Annotated in this window: 18 protein-coding genes; 1 reads left to right on the forward strand and 17 read right to left on the reverse strand. The window is 74.6% G+C overall.

Annotation, left to right across the window (positions count from 1 at the left end; genetic code table 11):
- Positions 1–83: 83 nt before the first annotated feature.
- From JQN70_RS06265 to JQN70_RS06275, 3 genes are read right to left on the reverse strand one after another with little or no spacing between them, the layout of a single operon-like run.
- Positions 84–1,223 carry a DNA polymerase III subunit delta' gene (locus JQN70_RS06265; RefSeq protein ID WP_204130461.1) on the reverse strand — a complete coding sequence of 380 codons (1,140 nt, stop codon included), beginning with the start codon at positions 1,221–1,223 and terminating at the stop codon, positions 84–86.
- A complete protein-coding gene (tmk, locus tag JQN70_RS06270; protein ID WP_204130462.1) occupies positions 1,220–1,864 on the reverse strand; it encodes a dTMP kinase in 645 nt (214 codons plus the stop codon). Before tmk ends, JQN70_RS06265 begins: the two co-directional genes overlap by 4 nt.
- Positions 1,865–1,889: 25 nt before the next feature.
- Entirely contained in the window at positions 1,890–3,512 is a 1,623-nt protein-coding gene (locus tag JQN70_RS06275) for an L-lactate permease (RefSeq protein ID WP_204130463.1), read from the reverse strand.
- Between the two features lie 75 nt (positions 3,513–3,587).
- On the opposite strand from JQN70_RS06275, the gene JQN70_RS06280 reads away from it, so the two are divergent.
- Complete coding sequence (locus JQN70_RS06280; RefSeq protein WP_204130464.1) at positions 3,588–4,253, forward strand: GntR family transcriptional regulator; 666 nt, start codon at positions 3,588–3,590, stop codon at positions 4,251–4,253.
- Positions 4,254–4,268: 15 nt separating this feature from the next.
- Here JQN70_RS06280 and JQN70_RS06285 read toward each other — a convergent pair whose 3' ends face one another.
- The 14 genes from JQN70_RS06285 to topA form a co-directional block, all read right to left on the reverse strand.
- Positions 4,269–6,050, reverse strand: a complete 1,782-nt coding sequence (locus tag JQN70_RS06285; RefSeq protein WP_204130465.1) for a gamma-glutamyltransferase family protein — start codon at positions 6,048–6,050, stop codon at positions 4,269–4,271.
- Positions 6,047–7,129, reverse strand: coding sequence for an ABC transporter ATP-binding protein (locus tag JQN70_RS06290; RefSeq protein ID WP_204130466.1), 1,083 nt, complete (start codon positions 7,127–7,129; stop codon positions 6,047–6,049). Before JQN70_RS06290 ends, JQN70_RS06285 begins: the two co-directional genes overlap by 4 nt.
- Positions 7,126–8,193 carry an ABC transporter ATP-binding protein gene (locus JQN70_RS06295; protein WP_204130467.1) on the reverse strand — a complete coding sequence of 356 codons (1,068 nt, stop codon included), beginning with the start codon at positions 8,191–8,193 and terminating at the stop codon, positions 7,126–7,128. Before JQN70_RS06295 ends, JQN70_RS06290 begins: the two co-directional genes overlap by 4 nt.
- Positions 8,190–9,104, reverse strand: coding sequence for an ABC transporter permease (locus JQN70_RS06300; protein WP_204130468.1), 915 nt, complete (start codon positions 9,102–9,104; stop codon positions 8,190–8,192). Before JQN70_RS06300 ends, JQN70_RS06295 begins: the two co-directional genes overlap by 4 nt.
- Positions 9,101–10,057, reverse strand: coding sequence for an ABC transporter permease (locus tag JQN70_RS06305; protein ID WP_204130469.1), 957 nt, complete (start codon positions 10,055–10,057; stop codon positions 9,101–9,103). The genes JQN70_RS06300 and JQN70_RS06305 overlap by 4 nt, the downstream gene beginning before the upstream one ends.
- Before the next feature lie 6 nt (positions 10,058–10,063).
- A complete protein-coding gene (locus JQN70_RS06310) occupies positions 10,064–11,710 on the reverse strand; it encodes an ABC transporter substrate-binding protein (RefSeq protein WP_204130470.1) in 1,647 nt (548 codons plus the stop codon).
- Between the two features lie 136 nt (positions 11,711–11,846).
- Positions 11,847–12,479, reverse strand: coding sequence for a response regulator (locus tag JQN70_RS06315; protein ID WP_204130471.1), 633 nt, complete (start codon positions 12,477–12,479; stop codon positions 11,847–11,849).
- Complete coding sequence (locus JQN70_RS20830; protein ID WP_204130472.1) at positions 12,476–13,966, reverse strand: sensor histidine kinase; 1,491 nt, start codon at positions 13,964–13,966, stop codon at positions 12,476–12,478. The genes JQN70_RS06315 and JQN70_RS20830 overlap by 4 nt, the downstream gene beginning before the upstream one ends.
- Positions 13,944–14,498 carry a hypothetical protein gene (locus JQN70_RS06325; RefSeq protein ID WP_204130473.1) on the reverse strand — a complete coding sequence of 185 codons (555 nt, stop codon included), beginning with the start codon at positions 14,496–14,498 and terminating at the stop codon, positions 13,944–13,946. The genes JQN70_RS20830 and JQN70_RS06325 overlap by 23 nt, the downstream gene beginning before the upstream one ends.
- Positions 14,499–14,534: 36 nt before the next feature.
- Positions 14,535–14,939, reverse strand: a complete 405-nt coding sequence (locus JQN70_RS06330; protein WP_204130474.1) for a hypothetical protein — start codon at positions 14,937–14,939, stop codon at positions 14,535–14,537.
- A 210-nt stretch (positions 14,940–15,149) separates the two neighbouring features.
- Positions 15,150–15,941 (reverse strand): MerR family transcriptional regulator, encoded by a 792-nt coding sequence (locus JQN70_RS06335; protein ID WP_204130475.1) that lies wholly within the window; start codon positions 15,939–15,941, stop codon positions 15,150–15,152.
- Between the two features lie 57 nt (positions 15,942–15,998).
- Positions 15,999–16,430: a VOC family protein gene (locus JQN70_RS06340; protein WP_204130476.1), complete on the reverse strand. Its 432-nt coding sequence runs from the start codon at positions 16,428–16,430 to the stop codon at positions 15,999–16,001.
- Positions 16,431–16,500: 70 nt separating this feature from the next.
- Positions 16,501–16,950, reverse strand: coding sequence for an SCP2 sterol-binding domain-containing protein (locus JQN70_RS06345; protein ID WP_204130477.1), 450 nt, complete (start codon positions 16,948–16,950; stop codon positions 16,501–16,503).
- Between the two features lie 59 nt (positions 16,951–17,009).
- Positions 17,010–19,784 carry a type I DNA topoisomerase gene (topA, locus tag JQN70_RS06350; RefSeq protein ID WP_204130478.1) on the reverse strand — a complete coding sequence of 925 codons (2,775 nt, stop codon included), beginning with the start codon at positions 19,782–19,784 and terminating at the stop codon, positions 17,010–17,012.
- Positions 19,785–20,074: the final 290 nt, after the last annotated feature.

Here is a 20,074-nt window from a genome sequence, read left to right on the forward strand (position 1 = left end):
GTGAGCACCATGGGAGCCCTCGCGCCGGGGAGGTCACGATCCGGCCGCAGTCGGCGCCCCGACCGGCTGCGGCGGCAGCGGCCTCAGCGTGGCAGGCGTAGGTCGAGGGCCATCGCCTCGAGGGCGAGCAGCGGGGCGACGTTGGCGCCGATGCGCTCGCGCGCCGTGCCGATGGCGTCCATCGCCGCGAGCACCTGCTCGGCGGTGAAGACCTCGGCGACCCGCGTGACGACCGGCCGTCCGTCCTCGTTGACGAGCGCCGTGCCGGCCCCGGTGCGCAGGACGAGCGCGTCGCGGTAGACCGACAGCAGGTCGACGAGCGCGCGGTCGACGACGTCGCGGGTGAACCGGGTGGCCCGGGCCTTCTGCTCCCGCTCGAGCGAGGCCACCTGCGACCGGATGTGCGGCGGCTGCGTGCGGGCCGTGGCGTCGGCCCCGAGGACCTCCATCAGTCGCGCCTTCTCGGCGGCGTCCCGCTCCCCCGACGCCGCGGCCGACTCCTCGGCGGCGATGGTCATGATGTCCTGCGCGGCCCCCACGGCCTCGCCGACCGAGGTGATCCGCGCGGCCATCGCGACGACGTCGTGGCGCCGGATGCGGGCGTGCTCGTCGCGGGCCAGCCGCCGGGCCAGCCCGACGTGCGACTGGGCGGCCCGGGCCGCGTAGAGGGCCATCGCGTGGTCGACGCCGTCGCGGCGCACGAGGAGGTCGGCGACCGCCTCGACCGAGGGCGTGCGCAGCCGCACGTGCCGCGAGCGCGAGCGGATGGTGATGATGACGTCCTCGACGGACGGGGCGCAGAGCATCCACACGGTGCGGGGCGTCGGCTCCTCGAGGGCCTTGAGGAGGGCGTCGGCGGCCCGCTCGGTGAGCCGGTCGGCGTCCTCGACGACGATGACGCGGTAGCGCCCGACCGACGGCCGGTGCGCGGCGAGCGCCACGAGGTCGCGGGCCTGCTCGACCTTGATCGAGAGCCCCTCGGTGGCGATGACGTCGACGTCGGCGTGCGTGGCGTCGAGGGCCGTGCGGCACTCGCGACAGGTGCCGCAGCCGCCCTGCGGGCAGAGCAGCGCGGCGGCGAAGGCCCGGGCCGCCACCGAGCGCCCGGACCCCGGCGGGCCGGTGAACAGCCACGCGTGGGTCATCGAGGCGGGGTCGCGGACCGCCCGCTCGAGGGTGGCGACGGCGGCCTCCTGGCCGATGACGTCGCGCCAGACGCTCACGGCGCCCCTCCGGTGACGGGGTCGAGGACGCCGAGGGCCTCGACCCGGGCGAGCACCTCGGCGTGCATGTCCTCGGCCGGCCGGGTGCCGTCGACGACGACGTAGCGCTGCGGGTTGCCCCGGGCCATCGCGAGGAAGTGCTCGCGGATGGAGGCGTGGAAGGCGTCGGCCTCGGCCTCGAGCCGGTCGTGGACCTCGCCGCGCCGGCGCCGGCCCTCCTCGGGGGGCACGTCGACGACGACGGTGAGGTCGGGGACGAGCTCGTCGACGGCCCACATCTGGAGGTCGTGCACCTCGTCGGCGCCGAGGTCGCGACCCGCGCCCTGGTAGGCGACGGAGGAGTCGGTGTACCGGTCGGTGAGCACCACCTGCCCCGCGGCGAGTGCCGGCCGGATGACGAGGTCGACGTGGTGCGCCTTGTCCGCAGCGAAGAGCAGGGCCTCGGCCCGCGGCGAGACGTGGTCGCCGTGGAGCACGAGGTCGCGAATGGCGGCGCCGAGCTCGGTGCCGCCGGGCTGGCGGGTGAGCAGCACCTCGCGGCCTCGGGCGCGCAGGACCTCGGCGAGGAGGCGCACCTGCGTGGACTTGCCCGCCCCGTCGCCGCCCTCGAAGGCGATGAAGACCCCGTCCCGTCCGCTCACGCCGCGAGCCTAGGCCAGCCCGCCGTCACGCGTGCAGGGCCACCACGGCGCTCGTCACCGCGACGGTCGCGGCGAGCAGCACAGCCGCCGGGAGGAGGGTGGTCCGCAGCACCCGCCCGGCCGAGGAGCGGTCGCCCCCGACGGCGCTCAGCCCGAGGACGATGACGACCGGCGCGAGCGAGTTGCCGATGTTCCCCCCGGCGAGCTGCCCGGCGAGCAGGTCCGCCCGGGGGGCACCGGTCAGCGTCGCGACCTCGGCCTGGAGCGCCGAGAACAGGGCGTTCGAGCTCGTCGTCGACCCGGTGACGAACGACCCCAGCGCCCCGACGAGCGGAGCGACCGCCGGGTAGGCCGAGCCCGCGGCCGCGGCCGCCCCGCGGGCCACCGTCGTCACCATCCCGCTGTCGACGAGCACCCCGGCGACCGAGGCGAGGAGGACCACCGACGGCGAGGACTTGCGCAGCTGGCGCAGCGCACCGCGCCACACCGGGCCCCAGGAGCCGTGCGGCCAGCGCCCGCCCCACCGCCAGACGAGGACGCTCCCGAGGCAGGCGACGAGGAGGAAGGTGCCGGGGTGGCCGACGACGGCGATCGGGTTGTAGGTGTCGACCGCGGCCGTCCGGACCCCGTCCGCGGCCGACGTCGCGGGGAACGACGGCCCGAGCAGGAGGTGGCCCTTGGCCCAGGCCCGCACCGGCGGCGGCAGGAACACCGCGAGCGCCACGGCCGCGAGCAGCACGTACGGCACGACGGCGGCCCGGGCGCGACCGCGCTCCTCCGGCACCACCTCGTCCCTCGCCTCGGGGGCCGGCGCGCTCCCGCCGCGGAGCCGGCGGAGGAGGAAGACGACCGCGACCCCGGCCGCCCCGCCGCACAGGGCCCCGATCCCCGGCTCGACGCGGACGACCGCGGCCTGGACGAGGGCCATCGCCGGACCGACCGTCACGAGCATCGGCCAGGCCTCGCGCAGGGCCGACCGGCCGCCGGACATCAGGGCGACGAGCAGGCCCGAGAGGAGGCAGTTGACCCCGAGGGCGAGGGCGGCGGCGGCGGCGTACTCGGCCGTCTCGGACCCGTCGAGGTGCGCCGTGAGCGCCCCCATGTAGAACGAGGAGCCCATCGACCCGAAGCCGACGGCCCAGTGGTAGCCGACGAGCGGCAGCGCGACGGCCCGGGTCCGCCCGACCCCCAGCGCGACGAGCAGGGGCGCCGCGACGGCGATGGGGGTCCCGAAACCCGAGACCCCCTGGATGAAGGAGGGCAGCACCCACGCGAGGAGGAGGACGTTCTCGGTGCGCGTCGGGAGGATGCCGGCGAGCACGCGGCCGAGCGCGGTCATGCCGACGCTCGAGGCGAGGTGGTGCACGAGGAGGGCGGGCCCGATGACGTAGAGGATCCACACCCCGACCCACGCGCCCTTGCCGAGCCCGACGAGGACCGTGGCGGTGCCGGCACCGAAGGAGGACCAGGCGACGAGCGAGGCCCACGCGACGGTGACGACGGCATTGACCCACATCGGCAGGCGTCCCCAGAGGACGAGCAGGAGGAGGACGACGACGGGGCTGACGGCGAGCAGCCAGTGCCCGACGGGCACGCCGGGGACGGAGGCGGCGGGGGCCGGGCCGGCGGTGGGGAACAGCGGTCTCACCCTCTTGTCTTTCGTATACGGTCGGGGTCAGGAGCGGCGGAGCGACCCCGTTCCGGTCTCCCGGGAGGTGGCGTCGTGGCGAGTGGCCAGACCATCGGCGGGGCCCACGTCCCGCTGCGCGACCAGGTCCTCGCCGAGCTCCGGCGGCGGATCGTCGACGGCGACTACCCGCCCGGCGAGCGGCTCACCGAGGAGCGGCTCGCCGAGGACTTCGGGGTCTCCCGCAACCCGGTCCGCGAGGCGCTGCGCGTCGTCGAGGCCGACGGCCTCGTCTCTCTCACCCCCCGGCGCGGTGCGGTCGTCGCCGCCCCGGACGCCTCGACCCTCGCCGACCTCTTCGCGGTGCGGGCCAGCCTCGAGACGGTCGCCGCGCGGCTCGCCGCCGAGCGGGCCGGGGCCGACGACGTCGCCGACCTGCGCCGACTCCTCGACCGGGCCCGCGAGGCCACCGACGCCGACGACCTCTCCACCGTCGCCGAGCTGAACAGCGCGCTGCACATGCGGGTCATCGACATCACGGGCAACCGGTGGATGCGCTCGATCTCGCAGTCGCTGTACCTGCACGTGCACTGGGTCTTCAAGCGCGGTGCGGCGCAACGGGCGCCGCACTCGTGGGAGGAGCACATCCGCCTCGTCGACGCGATCGCCGCCGGCGACCCCGACGCCGCCGAGGCCGTGGCCCGCGAGCACGTCGACGCCGCCGCGCACGCGGCCGTCGACACCGTCGCCGACCCCGCCTGAGGCCCCGGGCGGCGGTCAGCGTCCGACCGCATAGCCCTGCATCCCGCGCGGGTTGGCCCCGGCCCGCAGGACGCCGTCCTCGTCGCGCGTCACGGCGCACAGCCGCCCGAGGGTCCACCCACCCTCGACCCGCACGTCGTGGCCGCGGCGGGTCAGCGCGTCGACGACGTCGGCGCCCAGCCGGTCCTCGACGACGAGGACGCCCGGCTCGCTCGTCCGCGGCCAGAACGACCCCGGGAAGCTCGTCGTGTGCCACGCAGGCGCGTCGATCGCCTCCTGCAGGCCCATCCCCTGCCCGAGGGTCCGGAGGAGGAAGAGCAGCTGCCACTGGTCTTGCTGGTCGCCGCCGGGCGACCCGCAGGCCATGAACGGCCGGCCCTCGCGCAGGACGAGCGTCGGGGTGAGGGTGGTGCGGGGCCGCCGGCCGGGGATGAGGGAGGACGGCAGGCCCTCCTCGAGCCAGGTCATCTGCAGCCGGCTGCCGAGGCAGAACCCGAGTTCGGGCACGGTCGGCGAGCTCTGCAGCCAGCCACCGCTCGGGGTCGCCGAGACCATGTTCCCGAACCGGTCGACGACGTCGACGTGGCAGGTGTCGCCCCGGGTCACGCCGGTGCGCTCGACGGTGGGCTCCCCCGTCGTCGGGTCGGCCGGCCGCGCCGCGGACCCGTCGAGGGCGTGCCCGGCGAGCCGCGGCGTCCGCCCGTCGGGCGAGCCGGGCCGCAGCTCGTGCGACGCCCGCTCGCCGACGAGCCCGGCCCGCTCCGCGGCGTACGCGGGCGAGAGCAGGGTGTCGAGCGGCACCTGGCCGGTGTCGCCGTACCAGGCCTCCCGGTCGGCGAAGGCGAGCTTCAGCGCCTCGGCGACGAGGTGGACGCCGTCGGCGGTGCCGGGGTCGGGCACGGCGTCGGGACTCAGCGCGTCGAGCACCGCGAGCGACTGGAGGAGCGCCGGCCCCTGCCCCCAGGGGCCGGTCTTGCAGACGGTGTGGCCGCGCCAGTCGAGGGTGACCGGCTCCTCCCACGACGCCTCGAAGGCCGCGAGGTCGTCGGCCGTGACGAGGCCCGCGTGCCGCTCACCGCTGGAGTCGCGGAACGGCTTGCGGGAGAACGCGTCCACCGCTTCGGCGACGAATCCCTGCGACCAGGCGCGGCGAGCCGCCTCGGCCTGCGCGCCGGGGTCGGCGCCGGCGGCCTCACCCTCGGCGACGAGCCGGTCGAGGGTGTCGGCCCACGCGGGGTTGCGGTGCAGCGAGCCCGGCCGTGGGGCCCGGCCGCCGTCGAGCCAGAGGTCGGCCGAGGTGGTCCAGTCCTCGGTGAAGAGGTCGGCGACACGCTCGACCGTGGCGCTCACCCGCTCGAGGAGGGGGTGGCCGTGGCGGGCGTAGTGGGCCGCCGGACCGAGCACCTCGGCGAGCGGCAGGCTGCCGTGGTCGCGCAGCAGGACGAGCCACGCGTCGACCGCCCCGGGCACCGCGGCGGCCAGCGGCCCCGATCCCGGCACGAGGTCGAGGCCCTCGGAGCGGTAGTGCTCGATCGTCGCCGCGGCCGGCGCCGGACCCTGCCCGCAGAGGACGCGGGGGGTCGGGTCGGCAGCGGTCGCGATGATGGCCGGGAGGTCGCCGCCGGGGCCGTTGAGGTGCGGCTCGACGACGTGGAGGACGAACCCGGCCGCGGCCGCCGCGTCGAAGGCGTTGCCCCCGCGCTCGAGCAGGCGCATCCCGACCTGCGAGGCGACCCAGTGCGTCGAGGACACCATGCCGAAGGTGCCCTCGAGCGTCGGACGGGTGGTGAGGGTCATGCGGGGCTCCCGGGGCGGTCGTCGTGGTCGGGGTCGGTCGTCGCGTCGGGCGTCGCCCCGGGCGTCGCGTCGCGGACGTCCGGCCCGCTGCCGTCGTCGTCGACGAGGTGGCAGGCCACGCTCCCGCCTCCACCGACGGTCCGCAGCACCGGCTCCTCGGTGGCGCAGCGGTCGACGGCGAGCGGGCAGCGGGTGTGGAAGCGGCAGCCGCTCGGTGGGTCGATCGCCGACGGCAGGTCGTCGCCGAGCAGCACCCGGGTGCGCTCGCGCTGCCGGACGGGGTCGGCGACCGGCGCCGCCGCGAGCAGGGCCTGCGTGTACGGGTGGCGCGGGCGCGCGAACACCTCCTCGCGCGTGCCGGTCTCGACGACCTGCCCGAGGTAGAGGACGGCGATGTCGTCGGCGAGGTACTCGACGGCGGACAGGTCGTGGGTGATGAAGAGGCACGCGAAGCCGATGTCGCGCTGGAGGTCGGCGAGCAGGTTGAGGACCGAGGCCTGCACCGAGACGTCGAGCGCGCTCGTCGGCTCGTCGGCGACGAGCAGCCGCGGCTCGGACACGAGTGCCCGGGCGAGGCTCACCCGCTGGCGCTGGCCGCCCGACAGCTCGTGCGGGTAGCGCTGCGCGACCGAGCGGTCGAGCCCGACCCGCTCGAGCTGCTCGGCCACCCGCCGCTCGCGCTCGGCCCGCCCCCCGCCGCGGCCCTGCAGGCGCAGCGGCTCGGCGACGACGTCGCCGACGAGCATCCGCGGGTCGAGCGAGCCGGCCGGGTCCTGGAAGACGATGGACACTTCGCGCCGGTGGGGGCGCATCGCGCGGCGGCCGAGGCCGGTGACGTCGGTGCCGCCGAGCCGGACCGTGCCCGACGTCGGCGAGAGGAGCCGCACGACGCACCGGCCGACCGTGGACTTGCCGGAGCCGCTCTCGCCGACGAGGGCGGTGACCCGTCCCGGCGCGATCGAGAGCGATACCCCGTCGACGGCACGCACCGGGCCGAAGTGCATCACGAGGTCCTCGAGCTCGAGGACCGGGGCGCCGGGGTCGGCAGCCCCCGCGTCCGTGGCCGTGTCGGTGCTCATGCGTCCTCCTCGCCCGCCGGGTGGTCCGTCGTCGGGGTGCTCCCCCGAGGGTGCCAGCACGCGACCTCGTGCCCGCTCCCCGGGTCGAGCTCGGCGAGCGGCGGTGCGGCGGAGCGACACCGGTCGGTGGCGGCGGGGCACCGGTCCGCGAAGGTGCACGCGTCGGGCTGCTCCGCGAGCGTCGGCACGAGGCCGGGGATCTCCTGGAGCCGGTCGTCCGCCGCGGCGTACCGGCCCGGGGTCGGCGAGGCGCTGAGCAGCCCGGCGGCGTAGTGGTGCCGGGGGTGGACGAAGAGCTCCTCCACGCCCGCCCGCTCGACGACCCGCCCCGCGTACATGACGACGACCCGGTCGGCGACGTCGGCGATGACGCCGAGGTCGTGGGTGATGACGAGGATGCTCGTGCCGAGCCGGTCGCGCAGCCCCCGCAGGACGTCGAGGATGCCGGCCTGCACGGTGACGTCGAGGGCGGTCGTCGGCTCGTCGGCGACGAGGACCGTGGGGTCGCACGCGACGGCCATCGCGATCATCACGCGCTGCCGCATCCCCCCGGACAGCTCGTGGGGGTACTGCCGTACCCGGCGCTCCGGCGACGGGATGCCGACGAGCCGGAGCAGCTCGACGGCCCGTTCGCGCGCCCGGGCCCGGGACATCCGCTCGTGGACCTGGAGGACCTCGGAGACCTGCCGGCCGACGGTCAGCACGGGGTTCAGCGAGGACATCGGCTCCTGGAAGATGTACGCGATCTCGTTGCCGCGCACCGCTCGCAGCTGCGCCGGGGGTGCACCGCGCAGCTGCCGCCCGAGCAGCTCGACGGACCCGGTGACCTCCGCGCTGCGCGGCAGCAGCCCGGCGAGGCTCATCGCCGTGACGCTCTTGCCGCAGCCGGACTCGCCGACGACACCGACGATCTCGCCGCGGCCGAGGGTGAGGTCCACGCCGTCGACGGCGCTCACCGTGCCGCCCTCGGTCGTGAAGGTCACGGACAGGTCGCGCACCTCGAGCACCGGCTCGCCGTCGGCCGGGGCCGGCCGGTCGCCGGTCGTGGTGGTCGCGGTCGTCATCGCCGGCTCCCCCTCGGGTCGAGTGCGTCACGGAGGCTGTCGCCGAAGACGTTGAAGGACAGGGCGAGCAGCATGATCGCCAGACCCGGCATCACCGCGTTCCACGGTGCCCGGGCGGCGAACGGCTGGGCGGCGGCGAGCATCGTCCCGAGGCTCGGGGCCGGCGGCTGGATGCCCAGCCCGAGGAAGGAGAGGACGGCCTCGCCGAGGATGGCGGCGGGCACGGCCACGGTCGCCTGGACGAGCACCACCGACGTCGCGTTCGGCAGCACGTGCCTGAGCAGGACCCACAGGTCGCTCGCACCGTCGACGACGGCGGCGGCGACGAAGTCGAGGGACTTCAGCCGCAACGTGTCCGAGCGGACGACCCGGATGATGCCCGGCACCTGCGCGATGCCGATGGCGATCGCCGCGTTGCCGAGGCTCGCGCCGCGGACCGCGGCCAGGCCGACCGCGAGGATGAGGAACGGGAACGCGAGCATGAGGTCCGTGAGCCGCGAGATGACGCCGTCGACAGCCCGGAAGTAGCCGGCGACGAGGCCGAGCGGCACGCCGACCCCGATGGCCGTGACGACGGCGAGGACGGCGACGAGCAGCGAGGCCCGCATCCCGAGGAGGATCCGGCTCAGGACGTCGCGGCCGAGGTCGTCGGTGCCGAGGAGGTGCCCCGGGGTGCCGGGCGGCGCGAGGGTCGCCCCGAAGTCGGTGGCCTCCGCCGTGTACGGAGCGAGCACCGGGGCGAGGACGCCGACGAGCACGGCGACGACGAGCACGAGGCCGCTGGCGACGGCGAGCGGGTTGTGCAGCAGGCGGCGGACGACGCGGCGCCGCGGGCCGGCGGCCGACCCCGAGGCGTGGTCGGGGCCGTCGGGGCGGGCGGGCGCCTCGGAGAGCACGGGGTCGACGCTCATGCCGCCTCCCCCGCGACGCGCACCCGCGGGTCGATGACCGAGTAGAGCAGGTCGACCGCGAAGTTGATGACGATGTAGGACGTCGCCGTCACGAGCACGACGGCCTGGATCACCGGGTAGTCGCGCTGGAAGACGGCGTCGATGGTCAACTTGCCGAAGCCCGGGAGCGTGAAGATCTGCTCGGTGACGACCGCGCCCGAGATCAGCGCCCCGAGCTGTAGCCCGACGATCGTCACGACGACGATGAGGCTGTTGCGCAACGCGTGCCGCGTCACGACGACGCGCGGGCGCAGCCCCTTGGCCTCGGCGGTGCGCACGTAGTCGGCCGACAGGGCGTCGAGCATCGAGGACCGGGTCTGGCGCATGATCACCGCCGCGAGCCCGGTGCCGAGGATCACCGACGGCAGGACGAGGTGGTGCAGGTTGGCGACGGGGTCCTCGGCGAGCGGCACGAAACCGCTGGCGGGGAACAGGTTCGTCGCCACCGCGAGGTAGAGGATGGCGACGAGCCCGAGCCAGAAGTGCGGCACCGAGAGGCCGACGAGGGCCAGGCCGTTGGCGACCCACTCCTCCGGCCGGCCCCGGCGCACCGCGGCGACGACGCCCGCGAGCACCCCGAGCAGCGTCGCGATGACGATGGCCAGCAGCGACAGCTCGAGGGTCACCGGCAGCGCGGTCCGCAGCATCTCGCTCACCGGCTCGCCGGTGCGGATCGAGGTGCCGAGGTCACCGCGCACCATCCGGGTCACGTACTGCCAGAACTGGACCGGCAGCGACTGGTCCAGCCCGTACTCGGACCGGATGGCGGCCAGCGCCTCGGGGCTGCGGTCCTCCCCCGCGAGGGCGAGGGCGGGGTCACCCGGCAGCGCCCGGATGCCGAGGAAGACGACGACCGCGGCGAGGACGAGGGTGAGGAGCGACTGCCACGCCCGGGTGGCGAGGTAGCGAGCCATCCGGAGCTACTTGGCGAACCCGGAGAACCCGACGCGGATGACGCCGTCCGGGAACACCTGGACGCCCTTGACGGTGTCGGAGACGCCGGTGAGGTTGCGCTGGCGGTAGAGGTAGATGATCGGGTTGTCCTTCTCGATGAGCCCGACGACCTGGCCGTAGAGGTCGCGGCGGGCGGCGCTGTCGGTCTCGGTCCGGGCCTTGTCGAGCAGGCCGTCGACCGACGCGTTGCTGTAGCCGCTGACGTTCTGGCTCCCGCCGGTGCCGAGGAAGTTCGTGATGTTGGCGTCCGGGTCGATCCTCCCGGACCAGCCGAGCTGGAGGAGGGAGAAGTCGCCACGGTCCTGCTGGTCGAGCAGGCTGGCGTACTCGACGGGCGTGATCTTCAGGTCGAAGCCGCCGTCCTTGACCATCGCCTGCAGGGCCTGCGCGAGCCGGAGGCTGTCCGGGTTGTTCGAGGTGATCATCTCGATCGGCACGGGCGTGGTGACGCCGGCGTCGGCGAGCAGCTTCTTCGCGGCCGCGGGGTCGTGCTCCTCGCAGGCCTGCGCGGCGTCGGAGGTGTACTCGGTGGTCGGCGAGATCGGCGAGCAGGCCGGGGTGTTGAGGCCGTTGAAGACGACCTTGACGAGCTGCTCGCGGTCGATCGACATCGCGAGCGCCCGGCGCACCTCGGGCTTCGTGCCGAGGTCGGTGTCGACCGTGCCCACCGGCTTGCCGACGCCCTCGGTGTTGCCGACGTTGATCGTCAGCCCCTGGTAGCCGAGCGAGTTGGACTGGAGCAGCTGCAGCCCCTGCGTCGACCCGATGGCCGGGGCGTCCTGGGCCGAGAGCGAGTCGGCGACCTGGACGTCGCCGGAGCGCAGGTTGGCCGCGCGGATGCTCGCGTCGGTGATGATCCGGTAGGTGACGCCCTCGAGGTGCACCTGGTCGGCGTCGTAGTACTTCGGGTCCTTGACGAGCTCGATTGAGGTCTGCGGCGTCCGCTTGGCGAACTTGAACGGCCCGACGCAGACCGGCGCCGACGCGAAGTCCTCCCCCAGGTCCTTCGCGGCCTTCGGGCTGACGATCATCCCGGCGCGGTCGGTGAGGGCGGCGGTGAGCGGCGCGAACGGGGTCTTCAGCGTGATGACGACGGTCTTGTCGTCCGGGGTGGCGATCGAGTCGATCGGCCCGAGCTCGCTCTTGCGGGCGCTCGTCGGGAGGGTCAGCTCGCGCTCGAGGCTGGCCTTGACGGCCGAGGAGTCGAAGGCCGTGCCGTCGGCGAACTCGATGCCCGTGCGCACGGGGATGGTGACGGTGAGGCCGTCCTCGCTCGTCGTCGGCAGGTCCGTGGCGAGCTGGGGCACGATCTGCGCCTTCTCGTCGGTGTCGTAGAGCTTCTGGCACATCGCGTGGAAGACGTAGCGCGAGTAGAGGCTCCGGGACAGGGCCGGGTCGAGCTGGTCGGGCTCGGCCGAGAGGGCCATGACGAGGGTGCCCCCGTCCTTGACCTCCGCGGGGTCGGCCGGGTCGCCGAACACGTCCTCCGTGCCGCCGGAGCTCGCGCCCGGCGACGAGGACGAGCCGGCGTCGTCGCCGACGGCGGAGCAGCCGGCGAGGGCGAGGGCCAGGGCGGTCGCGGCGGACACGACGGCGAGGGGTCTGCGGGTCATGACGTTCCTCCGACGGGTGGGGAGCCGATCGGGGAACCGTACTCTGTATACAGAGTGCAGAGGACTTTGCGACCGCCTCGATCTCGGGGGCGGGACGGCGGGGCCGGCGGGCGGGCAGGTGCCACCCGGGCGCGGGTCAGGCCGAGGGCAGGTTGTCGCGGGCCCAAAGGGCCGCGCTCGTGCGGTCGAGGACGCCGATCTCGCGGAAGACCCGGCCGAGGTGGGCCTTGACGGTGCGCTCGGTGATGCCGAGCGCCCGCGCGATCTGCTTGTTGGCCAGCCCCTGGGCGACGAGGCGCAGCACCTCGGTCTCACGGGGCGAGAGGCCGGCGACCGCGCCGTCGCGGACCGGGTCGCCCGAGGAGGGCAGGAGCGCGACGGCCACCCGCGGGTCGATCGGCACGTGCCCGGCCGCGGCCGCCCGCACGGCGGCGAGCAGGTCGACCGGGTCGGAGTCCTTGAGGACGTAGCCGATGGCCCCGGCCGCGAGCACCTCGCGGACCCGTTCGCGGTCCGAGAAGCTCGTGAGGACGAGCACGCGGGCCTCGGGCCGACGGGCCAGCACGCCACGAGTGCCCTCGACGCCGTCGACGCCGGGCATCGACAGGTCCATGAGGACGACGTCGGGCTCGGTGCCCACCGCCGACTCGATGGCCTCGGCACCGTCGCGCGCCTCGGCGACGACGGTGATGTCGGGCTCGGCGTCGAGCAGGGTGCGCACCCCCGCCCGGACGAGCTGGTGGTCGTCGGCGACGAGCACCCGGATCATGCGCGCACCCCCATCGGGCCGTCGAGGTCGAGACGCCAGTGTGTCCCGGCACCGGGGGCGGTCGCGACCCGGAGCCGCGCACCGGGCACCGAGGCGGCCTCGGCGAGCAGCCGGGTGCCGAGGTGGCCGGGCTCGGGGTCGGCGAGGACGGCCTCGGCGTCGAAGCCGAGCCCGTCGTCGACGACGTCGAGCGCCACGGTCTCCGGTCCGGTGCGGTGCAGCGTGAGGGTGACCTCCGCGGGGCCGGCGTGGCGCGCGGCGTTGCGGACGCACTCCTGGGCGACGCGGTGGACGAGCCGCTGCGCGTCCTCGGTGAGCGCCAGCTCGTCCTCGCTGTCGGTGTCGAGGCGGACGACGACGTCCTCGGCCCGCACCGACTGGGCGAGGTCGGCGAGGGCGGCGACGACGCCGGAGCGTGACAGCGCCGGCGGGTGGAGGTCGACGAGGAGGGTGCGCAGCGACCGGATGCTCGCCCGGACGGCGCCGGCGGCGGCCCCGAGGTCGCGCGCGAGGGTGGCGTCGCCGTGCGCGGCGGCGGTGGCCGACGCCCCGGCGACGGTGAACGAGGTGGCCGCGAGCTCCTGGACCGGGCCGTCGTGGAGCGTCGCGGCGATGCGCCGGCGCTCGTCCGAGGAGGCGTCGACCGCCCGCTGGAGCAGGGCCACCCGGTGGACCTCGGCCCGCCGCAGCCGCCGCAGGAGGGCGAGGACGAGCGGCGTGACGATGAGCACGAAGAGCAGCAGGCTGCTCGCGGTGACCCCGGCGAACCCCCGCCACAGCTGGCCGGTGCGCTTCGCGACCGGCTCGTAGGACACGTAGATCTCGAAGAGCGCGGTCTGGCCGTCGGGCATCCAGACCGGTCGGTAGACCTCGACGAGCTTGTCGCCCTGCTCGAACTGGTTCTCGGAGGCCTCGAGCGTCGAGATCTCGGCGACGGTGGTCGGTCCGTCGAGCGCCTCGCGCTGGTCGTCGTCGAGGGTGAACGTGCGCCCGATGAGCTGCGGCTCGTCGGCGTAGAGGACGTACCCGTCGGGTCGCCAGAGCTTGACCCGGACGACGGTCTCGGGGTCGAGGCTGCGGCTCATCGTCCGGTCGAAGTCGTCGACCGCCTCGGGGTCGCCGGCCATGAGCGCGTCGGTCATCGCCGGCTGGACGACGGCCTCCGCGATGACCCCGGCCATCGAGGCCGCGTCGTTGACCGCCTCGCGCTCGGCGAGGGTGCTGGCGGCCACCGCCCCGAGGACGCCGACGAGGACCATCGCCGCGAGCACGCCCGCGGCCAGCTGGGCGAGGATGCGGCGCGGCCGCACCGGCGGCGGGTCGTCGTCGGCGGTGACGGTGCGCGAGACCGTGACCCAGGCCGGCTCGACGCGCGCGAGGTCCCCGACCGGGTCAGGGCCGGTCGGGGACGGCGCGGGGTCCCCGACCGGGGCAGGGCCGGTCGGGGACGGCGCGGGGTGCGGCTCAGTCGTCGGATCCGTGCCCACCCGAGTCCCCACCGTGGTCGTCCCCGGCGTCGTGCCCGGAGCCGTCGTCGCTCCCGCCGCGGCCGGACGAGTCGTCGCCGCCGTGGCCGGAGTCGTCGCTCGAGTCGTCGCTCGAGTCGTGGCCGCCCGAGCCGTGGCCCGAGCTCGACGAGCCGCGGCCGGAGTTGTCGGAGTCGTCGCCGGAGCGGTCGCGGTCGCCGCCGTGGTCGTCGCCGGCGTCGTGGGTGGCCGGGTCGTCCGAGCCGCCACGCGGACGGTCGCCGCCGTGGTCGTCGCCGGCGTCGTGGGTGGCGGGGTCGTCCGAGCCGCCACGCGGACGGTCGCCGCCGTGGTCGTCGTCCGCGTCGTGCGAGGCGGGGTCGTCCGAGGTCGGCGAGTCGCTCGGGGTGGAGGACGGCGTGGCGGTGGAGGTCGCGCCGACGGGGGCGCGGACGGGCAGCCGCTCCGCGAACGAGGCGTTGCCGAGGACACCCACGAGGGCGGGGGTGACGGCCACGGCGGCTCCGACGGTGACGAGGGCGATGCGCTTCATGGTTCTGGGTCCTTTCGGGAAGTGTGGCAGGTCGGGTCAGCCGGGGAAGACCACTCGGGCCGAGCAGGTCTGACCGGTGGCGGCGTGCCGCGCCGTCGCGGTGATGGTGTCGGTGCCCGCGCGGTTGGCGATCCGGCGCTCGACGGAGAACGAGCCGCTCGGGGCGACCGTGGTGGCCGAGCCGGAGCCGACGGCGACGCCGTTGTCCTTGAGGGCCCAGGTCCAGACCTGGCCGTTGCGGTTGGAGTCGACCTCGAGCTCGACCTGCAGGCGCCCGTTGTCGGCCTTGGCCTTGAGCTTCCAGGCGGCGCCCTGGCTGCACGTGCCGGCGGCCTTGGACTCGGCCCCCTTGGCGAGGGCGGCGGGGACGCTGCCGGCGGCGAGTGCGGTGGTCAGGATGCCGACCGCGGCCACACGCCGCAGGGAGGCGGTGCGGGTCATGGTGTCCTCCTCGGGACGAGGGCCGCGGGTCGGCCCGACACCGAGAAAGGTGCCGTGGACCCGTGGACACCCACCATCCGGCGATGGTCCTAGTACCTCGCCCCACCCCCCGGACCTCCCCCGGAGCGCGTCGAGAGCACAGAACACGCCGTGTGCACCTGGGCGCACACGGCGTGTTCTGTCCTCTCGACGGGTGAGAACAGTTGTGGGTCAACCGTTCTCGTGCCGATCGGCGTTCGCGTGGATGGCGTCGCGCACGTACTGGGCGAGGCCGGGGGCCTGCTCCTCGTACGTCGCCGTGAACCGCGGGTCGGCGACGTACATGTCGCCGAGGCCCCGGTGGAAGGCGTGGTCGATGTCGTAGAACCACCGCTCGATCTGCACGCGGTGGGCCTCGGCGGCGTCCATCGCCCGCTCCGAGGTCGGCGGCTCGCCGGCCCGCATCGCCGCGACGAGCTCGGCGCCGACCGCCTCCTGCTCCGCCTTGACCGCCTCCCAGTCGGCCTTGGTGTAGGAGTCGGTGCGGCGCTTGGACTGCTTCCAGGCGTCCGTGTCACCCCAGCGCTCCTCGGCCTCCTGCTGGTACTCCTCGCTGTAGCCGTCACCGAAGAGCTCCTTGAGGTCCTCGGTCGTGGCGGGCTGCTCGTTCATCTCTCGCTCCAGTGCTCGGTCGATGGCCGAGACGAGCTCCTCGAGCTCGCCCAGCCGGGACACGACCACGGCCCGCTGCCGGCGCAGGTGCTCCTCGGCGCTCCCGTCGCCGTCGAGGAGGTCCCTCACCTCGTCGAGGGGAAGGTCCAGCCGGCGGTACGTGACGACGGTGGAGAGCCGGGCGAGGTCCGTCTCCGTGTAGAGGCGGTACCCCGCGTGCGTGCGGGCGGACGGGACGACGAGGCCGATGGCGTCGTAGTGGTGCAGCGTGCGCACCGTGACGCCGAAGGTCTCGGCGACCTGCCCGACGGTCAGCTCCACCCGGTCAGTCTGCTGGCTCGTCGTGGTCATGTCATCCACGGTGGGCCCTGACGTCGCGTGAGGGTCAAGCCGGTTCGCCGGGAACCCTCAGGAGAGGGGCGCGGTGAGCTCGAGGTTGACGTCGTCGGGGTCCTGGAAGGAGAGGATGGCGATGCCGGCGTCCGCGAGCTCGATGACCTCACCGTGCGCGACACCGGCCTCGCCGAGACCCCGGGCGGCGTCGTCGAGGTCGGCGCGGGAGCCGACGGCGAAGCTCACGTGATCCAGGCCGGTGACGTCGGACCGGAACGGCTGCGAGCCGACGGGGCGCAGGCCGAAGAGCGTACCCTGGGGCGTCTGGTAGACGACGCCGCCGTAGAACTTCTCGGGGGCGTCGTCGAGGCCGGGCTCACCCTGGTGCTCACGAGCGTCGATCGCCTTCTCCCAGCCGAAGACGCGGTCGTAGAAGGCCACCGACCGCTCGATGTCGGTGACGGTGAGGCGGACGTGGGCGTAGCCGGAGCTGGTGACGAGGGACATGCCCGCCACGCTACGTCGTCGCGGGCCCCTCACCGCCCGCAGTGACATGTCGTCGCCGGACGGGCGAGGGTCAGGCCTTCGGGGTCTCGAACCAGTTCGCGAGCGCGGTGGCCAGGCCGAGGTCGCCGCGGGCCTTGATCTTGCCCATCATGAACATCATCGCCGGGTTGCCGGTGCCCGAGATCAGCTTGAGGAACTCGGCGGGGCCGGCCATCAGCGAGAGGTCGGGGTCGGCGGTCGGGGCCTTCTCGACGGTGCAGGTGCCGTGGTCGACGACGACGGCGTAGGTGTCGCTCGAGCCGCCCGGCCCGCCGGTGACCCGGAAGTCGATGCGCGCCGCGCGGTCGGCGGCCTTGTCGGCGCGGAACTGCCCGGGGAAGCGGCCGAACACGGCGTCGAGCAGGGCCTCCCGGTGCTCCCCGGCGAAGGCGTCGCGGATCTCGCCGTCCGACGCACCCTTGACGGCGGCGACGAACTCGGCGGGCGAGGCGGTGGTCAGGGACTGCGGGTCGAAGGCCATGTCCGCAACCTACTGGCCGGTAACCAGCCCGGCAACCCCGAGCCGGGCCCCGGCCGCGCTCAGGCCTTCTTCGCCGCCTTCTTGGCCGTCGCCTTCTTCGCGGTCGACTTCTTCGCCGTTTTCTTCGCGGTCTTGCGGGCGGTCTTCTTGACCGGCCCCCGGGCCCGCTTGTCGGCGAGCAGCTCGTACCCGCGCTCGGGCGTGATCTTCTCGGGGTCGTCGTCCTTGCGCAGTGTCGCGTTGGTCTCGCCGTCGGTGACGTAGGGCCCGAACCGCCCGTCCTTGACGACGACCGGCTTGCCGGACACCGGGTCGGTGCCGAGCTCGGCGAGCGGCGGCTTCGCGGCGGCCCGCCCGCGCTGCTTCGGCTGCGCGTAGATGGCCAGCGCCTCCTCGAGCGTGATGTCGAAGAGCTGCTGCTCGCTCGTCAGCGACCGGGAGTCGGTGCCCTTCTTGAGGTACGGCCCGTACCGCCCGTTCTGCGCGGTGATCTCGACCTCGGACCCGTCCTCGGCCGTCGTCGTGCCGACGACCCGGGGCAGCGACAGCAGCCGCAGGGCGGTCTCGAGGTCGATCGTCCCGAGGTCCATGTCCTTGAAGAGCGAGGCGGTGCGCGGCTTGGCCTTCGCAGCCTTCTTCCCCTTGCCCTTCGCGGCCGGCGCCGCCTCGTCCTCGGGCAGCACCTCGGTGACGTACGGCCCGTAGCGCCCGGACTTCGCGACGATGTCGTGCCCGGTGGCGGGGTCCTTCCCGACGACCCGGCCGTCGTCGGCGGCGCGGTCGAGCAGCTCGCGGGCGATCGCCGGCGTCATCTCGTCGGGTGCGACGTCGTCGGTGATGGTCGCCCGGCGCGGCTGGGTGTCGCCGCGCTCGGCGGCCGCGGCGTCGGTGACCTCGCCGGTGCGCGGGTCGATGCCGGCCGGCACGACCTCCTCGACGTACGGCCCGTACCGCCCGACCCGCACGACGATGCCGTCGCCGATCTCGATGGTCGACACGGCCCGGGCGTCGATGTCGCCGAGGTCCTCGACGAGCGAGCGCAGCCCCTCGGCCGAGCTCGCCTCGTCACCGAAGTAGAAGCGGCGCAGCCAGGCCGCGCGCTGCTCGTCACCGCGCGCGATGGCGTCGAGGTCCTCCTCCATCGAGGCGGTGAAGTCGTAGTCGACGAGCCGGCCGAAGTGCTCCTCCATGAGCCGGGTGACCGCGAAGGCCAGCCAGCTGGGGATGAGCGCCGAGCCGCGCGTGCTGACGTAGCCGCGGTCCTGGATGGTGCCGATCGTCGAGGCGTACGTCGAGGGCCGGCCGATGCCGCGCTCCTCCATCGCCTTGACGAGGGTGGCCTCGGTGTAGCGGGCCGGCGGCGAGGTCTCGTGGCCGTTGGCCTCAGCGCGCTTGACGTCGAGCGAGCGGCCGGCGCCGAGCTTGGGCAGGCGGCGCTCCTCGTCGTCGCCGCGCCGGGCCTCGTCGCGGCCCTCCTCGTAGGCCGCGAGGAACCCGCGGAAGGTGATGACCGTGCCGCTCGCCGACAGCTCGACCTCACGGGCCGGCGCGCCGTCGGGCAGCGTCGCGGCGAGGCGCAGCGACGCGGTCGAGCCGCGGGCGTCGGCCATCTGGGAGGCGACGGTGCGCATCCAGATCAGCTCGTAGAGGGCGTACTCGTCGCCGCGCAGCTCGCCGCGGACCTGGGCCGGGGTGCGGAACCGGTCGCCGGCGGGGCGGATGGCCTCGTGCGCCTCCTGGGCGTTCTTGACCTTCTTCTCGTAGCGGCGCGGGGCATCCGGCACGGACTCGCCGCCGTAGAGGTCGCGGGCCTGCTGGCGCGCGGCCGTGAGGGCCGCGTCCGACAGCGTCGTGCTGTCGGTCCGCATGTACGTGATGTAGCCGTTCTCGTAGAGGCGCTGGGCGACCCGCATCGCGTTGCGCGAGTTGAGCCGCAGCTTGCGCGAGGCCTCCTGCTGGAGGGTGCTCGTCGTGAACGGCGCGCTCGGGCGGCGGGTGTAGGGCTTCTCGGAGACCTCGGCGACGGTGACCTCCGCGCGGCGCAGCGCCTCGGCGATGCCGGTGGCGCGCTCCTCGTCGAGCTGGACCGCCCGGTCGCCCTTGAGGGTCCCGTCGTCGGCGAAGTCGCGGCCGGTGGCGACCTTCTTGCCGTCGACCCCGGTGAGCCGGGCGGTGAAGAGGTCCTCGTCGGCGCCCGGCGTGACGTCGGCGTCGACGTCCCAGTAGGACGCGCGGACGAAGGCCATCCGCTCGCGCTCGCGCTCGACGACCAGCCGGGTGGCGACCGACTGCACGCGGCCCGCGGACAGGCCGGCCTTGACCTTGCGCCACAGGACCGGGCTCACCTCGTAGCCGTAGAGGCGGTCGAGGATGCGCCGGGTCTCCTGGGCGTCGACGAGCGCGACGTTGATGTCGCGGGTCTGGGTGGCGGCCCGCTGGATGGCCTCGCGGGTGATCTCGTGGAAGACCATGCGCTTGACCGGGACCTTCGGCTGCAGGGTCTCGTAGAGGTGCCACGCGATGGCCTCGCCCTCGCGGTCCTCATCCGTGGCGAGGTAGAGCTCGTCGGCGTCCTTGAGGAGCGTCTTCAGCTCGCGGACCTTCTTCTTCTTGTCCGCGTCGACGACGTAGTAGGGGTCGAAGTCGTCGTCGATGTTGACGCCGAACTTGCCGAACGGGCCCTTCTTGACCTCGGCCGGCATCTCGCTCGGCGTCGGGATGTCGCGGATGTGGCCGACGGACGCCTCGACGTCCCAGTCGGTGCCGAGGTAGCCCGCGATGGTCCGTGCCTTCGCGGGGGACTCGACGATGACGAGCTTGCGCCCAGATGCCATGCCTGACCTGCCTGTTCCGTCGGCCACGTGCAGCGGATTCGTCGCTGCGTCGGACGTGGTGACGCGACGACGGTAGCGCTCCGGGTGGCCGATCACGCAAACGGGAGGGGGCACGGCGGGGGGGGGGGGGGCCCGGGGGGGCCCCCCCCCCCCCCCGCGCGCGCCCCCCCCCCGGGTGAGCCCCCCCCCCCCCCCCCGCCGCGCGCCCGCCCCCCCCCCCCCCCGCCCCCCCCCCCCCCCCCCCCCCCCCCCCCCCCCGGGGAGGGGAGGTCGAGGGTCAGGGTGCCCGG

It is taken from the genome of Phycicoccus sonneratiae (assembly GCF_016887965.1).
Taxonomy (GTDB): Bacteria; Actinomycetota; Actinomycetes; order Actinomycetales; family Dermatophilaceae; genus Phycicoccus; species Phycicoccus sonneratiae.

Coding starts and splice junctions, on each gene's coding strand:
- JQN70_RS06285 (WP_204130465.1), bottom strand. CDS start 6,050: ATGACCCTCACCACCCGTCCGACGCTCGAGGGCACCTTCGGCATGGTG.
- JQN70_RS06290 (WP_204130466.1), bottom strand. CDS start 7,129: ATGAGCACCGACACGGCCACGGACGCGGGGGCTGCCGACCCCGGCGCC.
- JQN70_RS06295 (WP_204130467.1), bottom strand. CDS start 8,193: ATGACGACCGCGACCACCACGACCGGCGACCGGCCGGCCCCGGCCGAC.
- JQN70_RS06300 (WP_204130468.1), bottom strand. CDS start 9,104: ATGAGCGTCGACCCCGTGCTCTCCGAGGCGCCCGCCCGCCCCGACGGC.
- JQN70_RS06305 (WP_204130469.1), bottom strand. CDS start 10,057: ATGGCTCGCTACCTCGCCACCCGGGCGTGGCAGTCGCTCCTCACCCTC.
- JQN70_RS06310 (WP_204130470.1), bottom strand. CDS start 11,710: ATGACCCGCAGACCCCTCGCCGTCGTGTCCGCCGCGACCGCCCTGGCC.
- JQN70_RS06315 (WP_204130471.1), bottom strand. CDS start 12,479: ATGATCCGGGTGCTCGTCGCCGACGACCACCAGCTCGTCCGGGCGGGG.
- JQN70_RS06325 (WP_204130473.1), bottom strand. CDS start 14,498: ATGAAGCGCATCGCCCTCGTCACCGTCGGAGCCGCCGTGGCCGTCACC.
- JQN70_RS06330 (WP_204130474.1), bottom strand. CDS start 14,939: ATGACCCGCACCGCCTCCCTGCGGCGTGTGGCCGCGGTCGGCATCCTG.
- JQN70_RS06335 (WP_204130475.1), bottom strand. CDS start 15,941: ATGACCACGACGAGCCAGCAGACTGACCGGGTGGAGCTGACCGTCGGG.
- JQN70_RS06340 (WP_204130476.1), bottom strand. CDS start 16,430: ATGTCCCTCGTCACCAGCTCCGGCTACGCCCACGTCCGCCTCACCGTC.
- JQN70_RS06345 (WP_204130477.1), bottom strand. CDS start 16,950: ATGGCCTTCGACCCGCAGTCCCTGACCACCGCCTCGCCCGCCGAGTTC.
- topA (WP_204130478.1), bottom strand. CDS start 19,784: ATGGCATCTGGGCGCAAGCTCGTCATCGTCGAGTCCCCCGCGAAGGCA.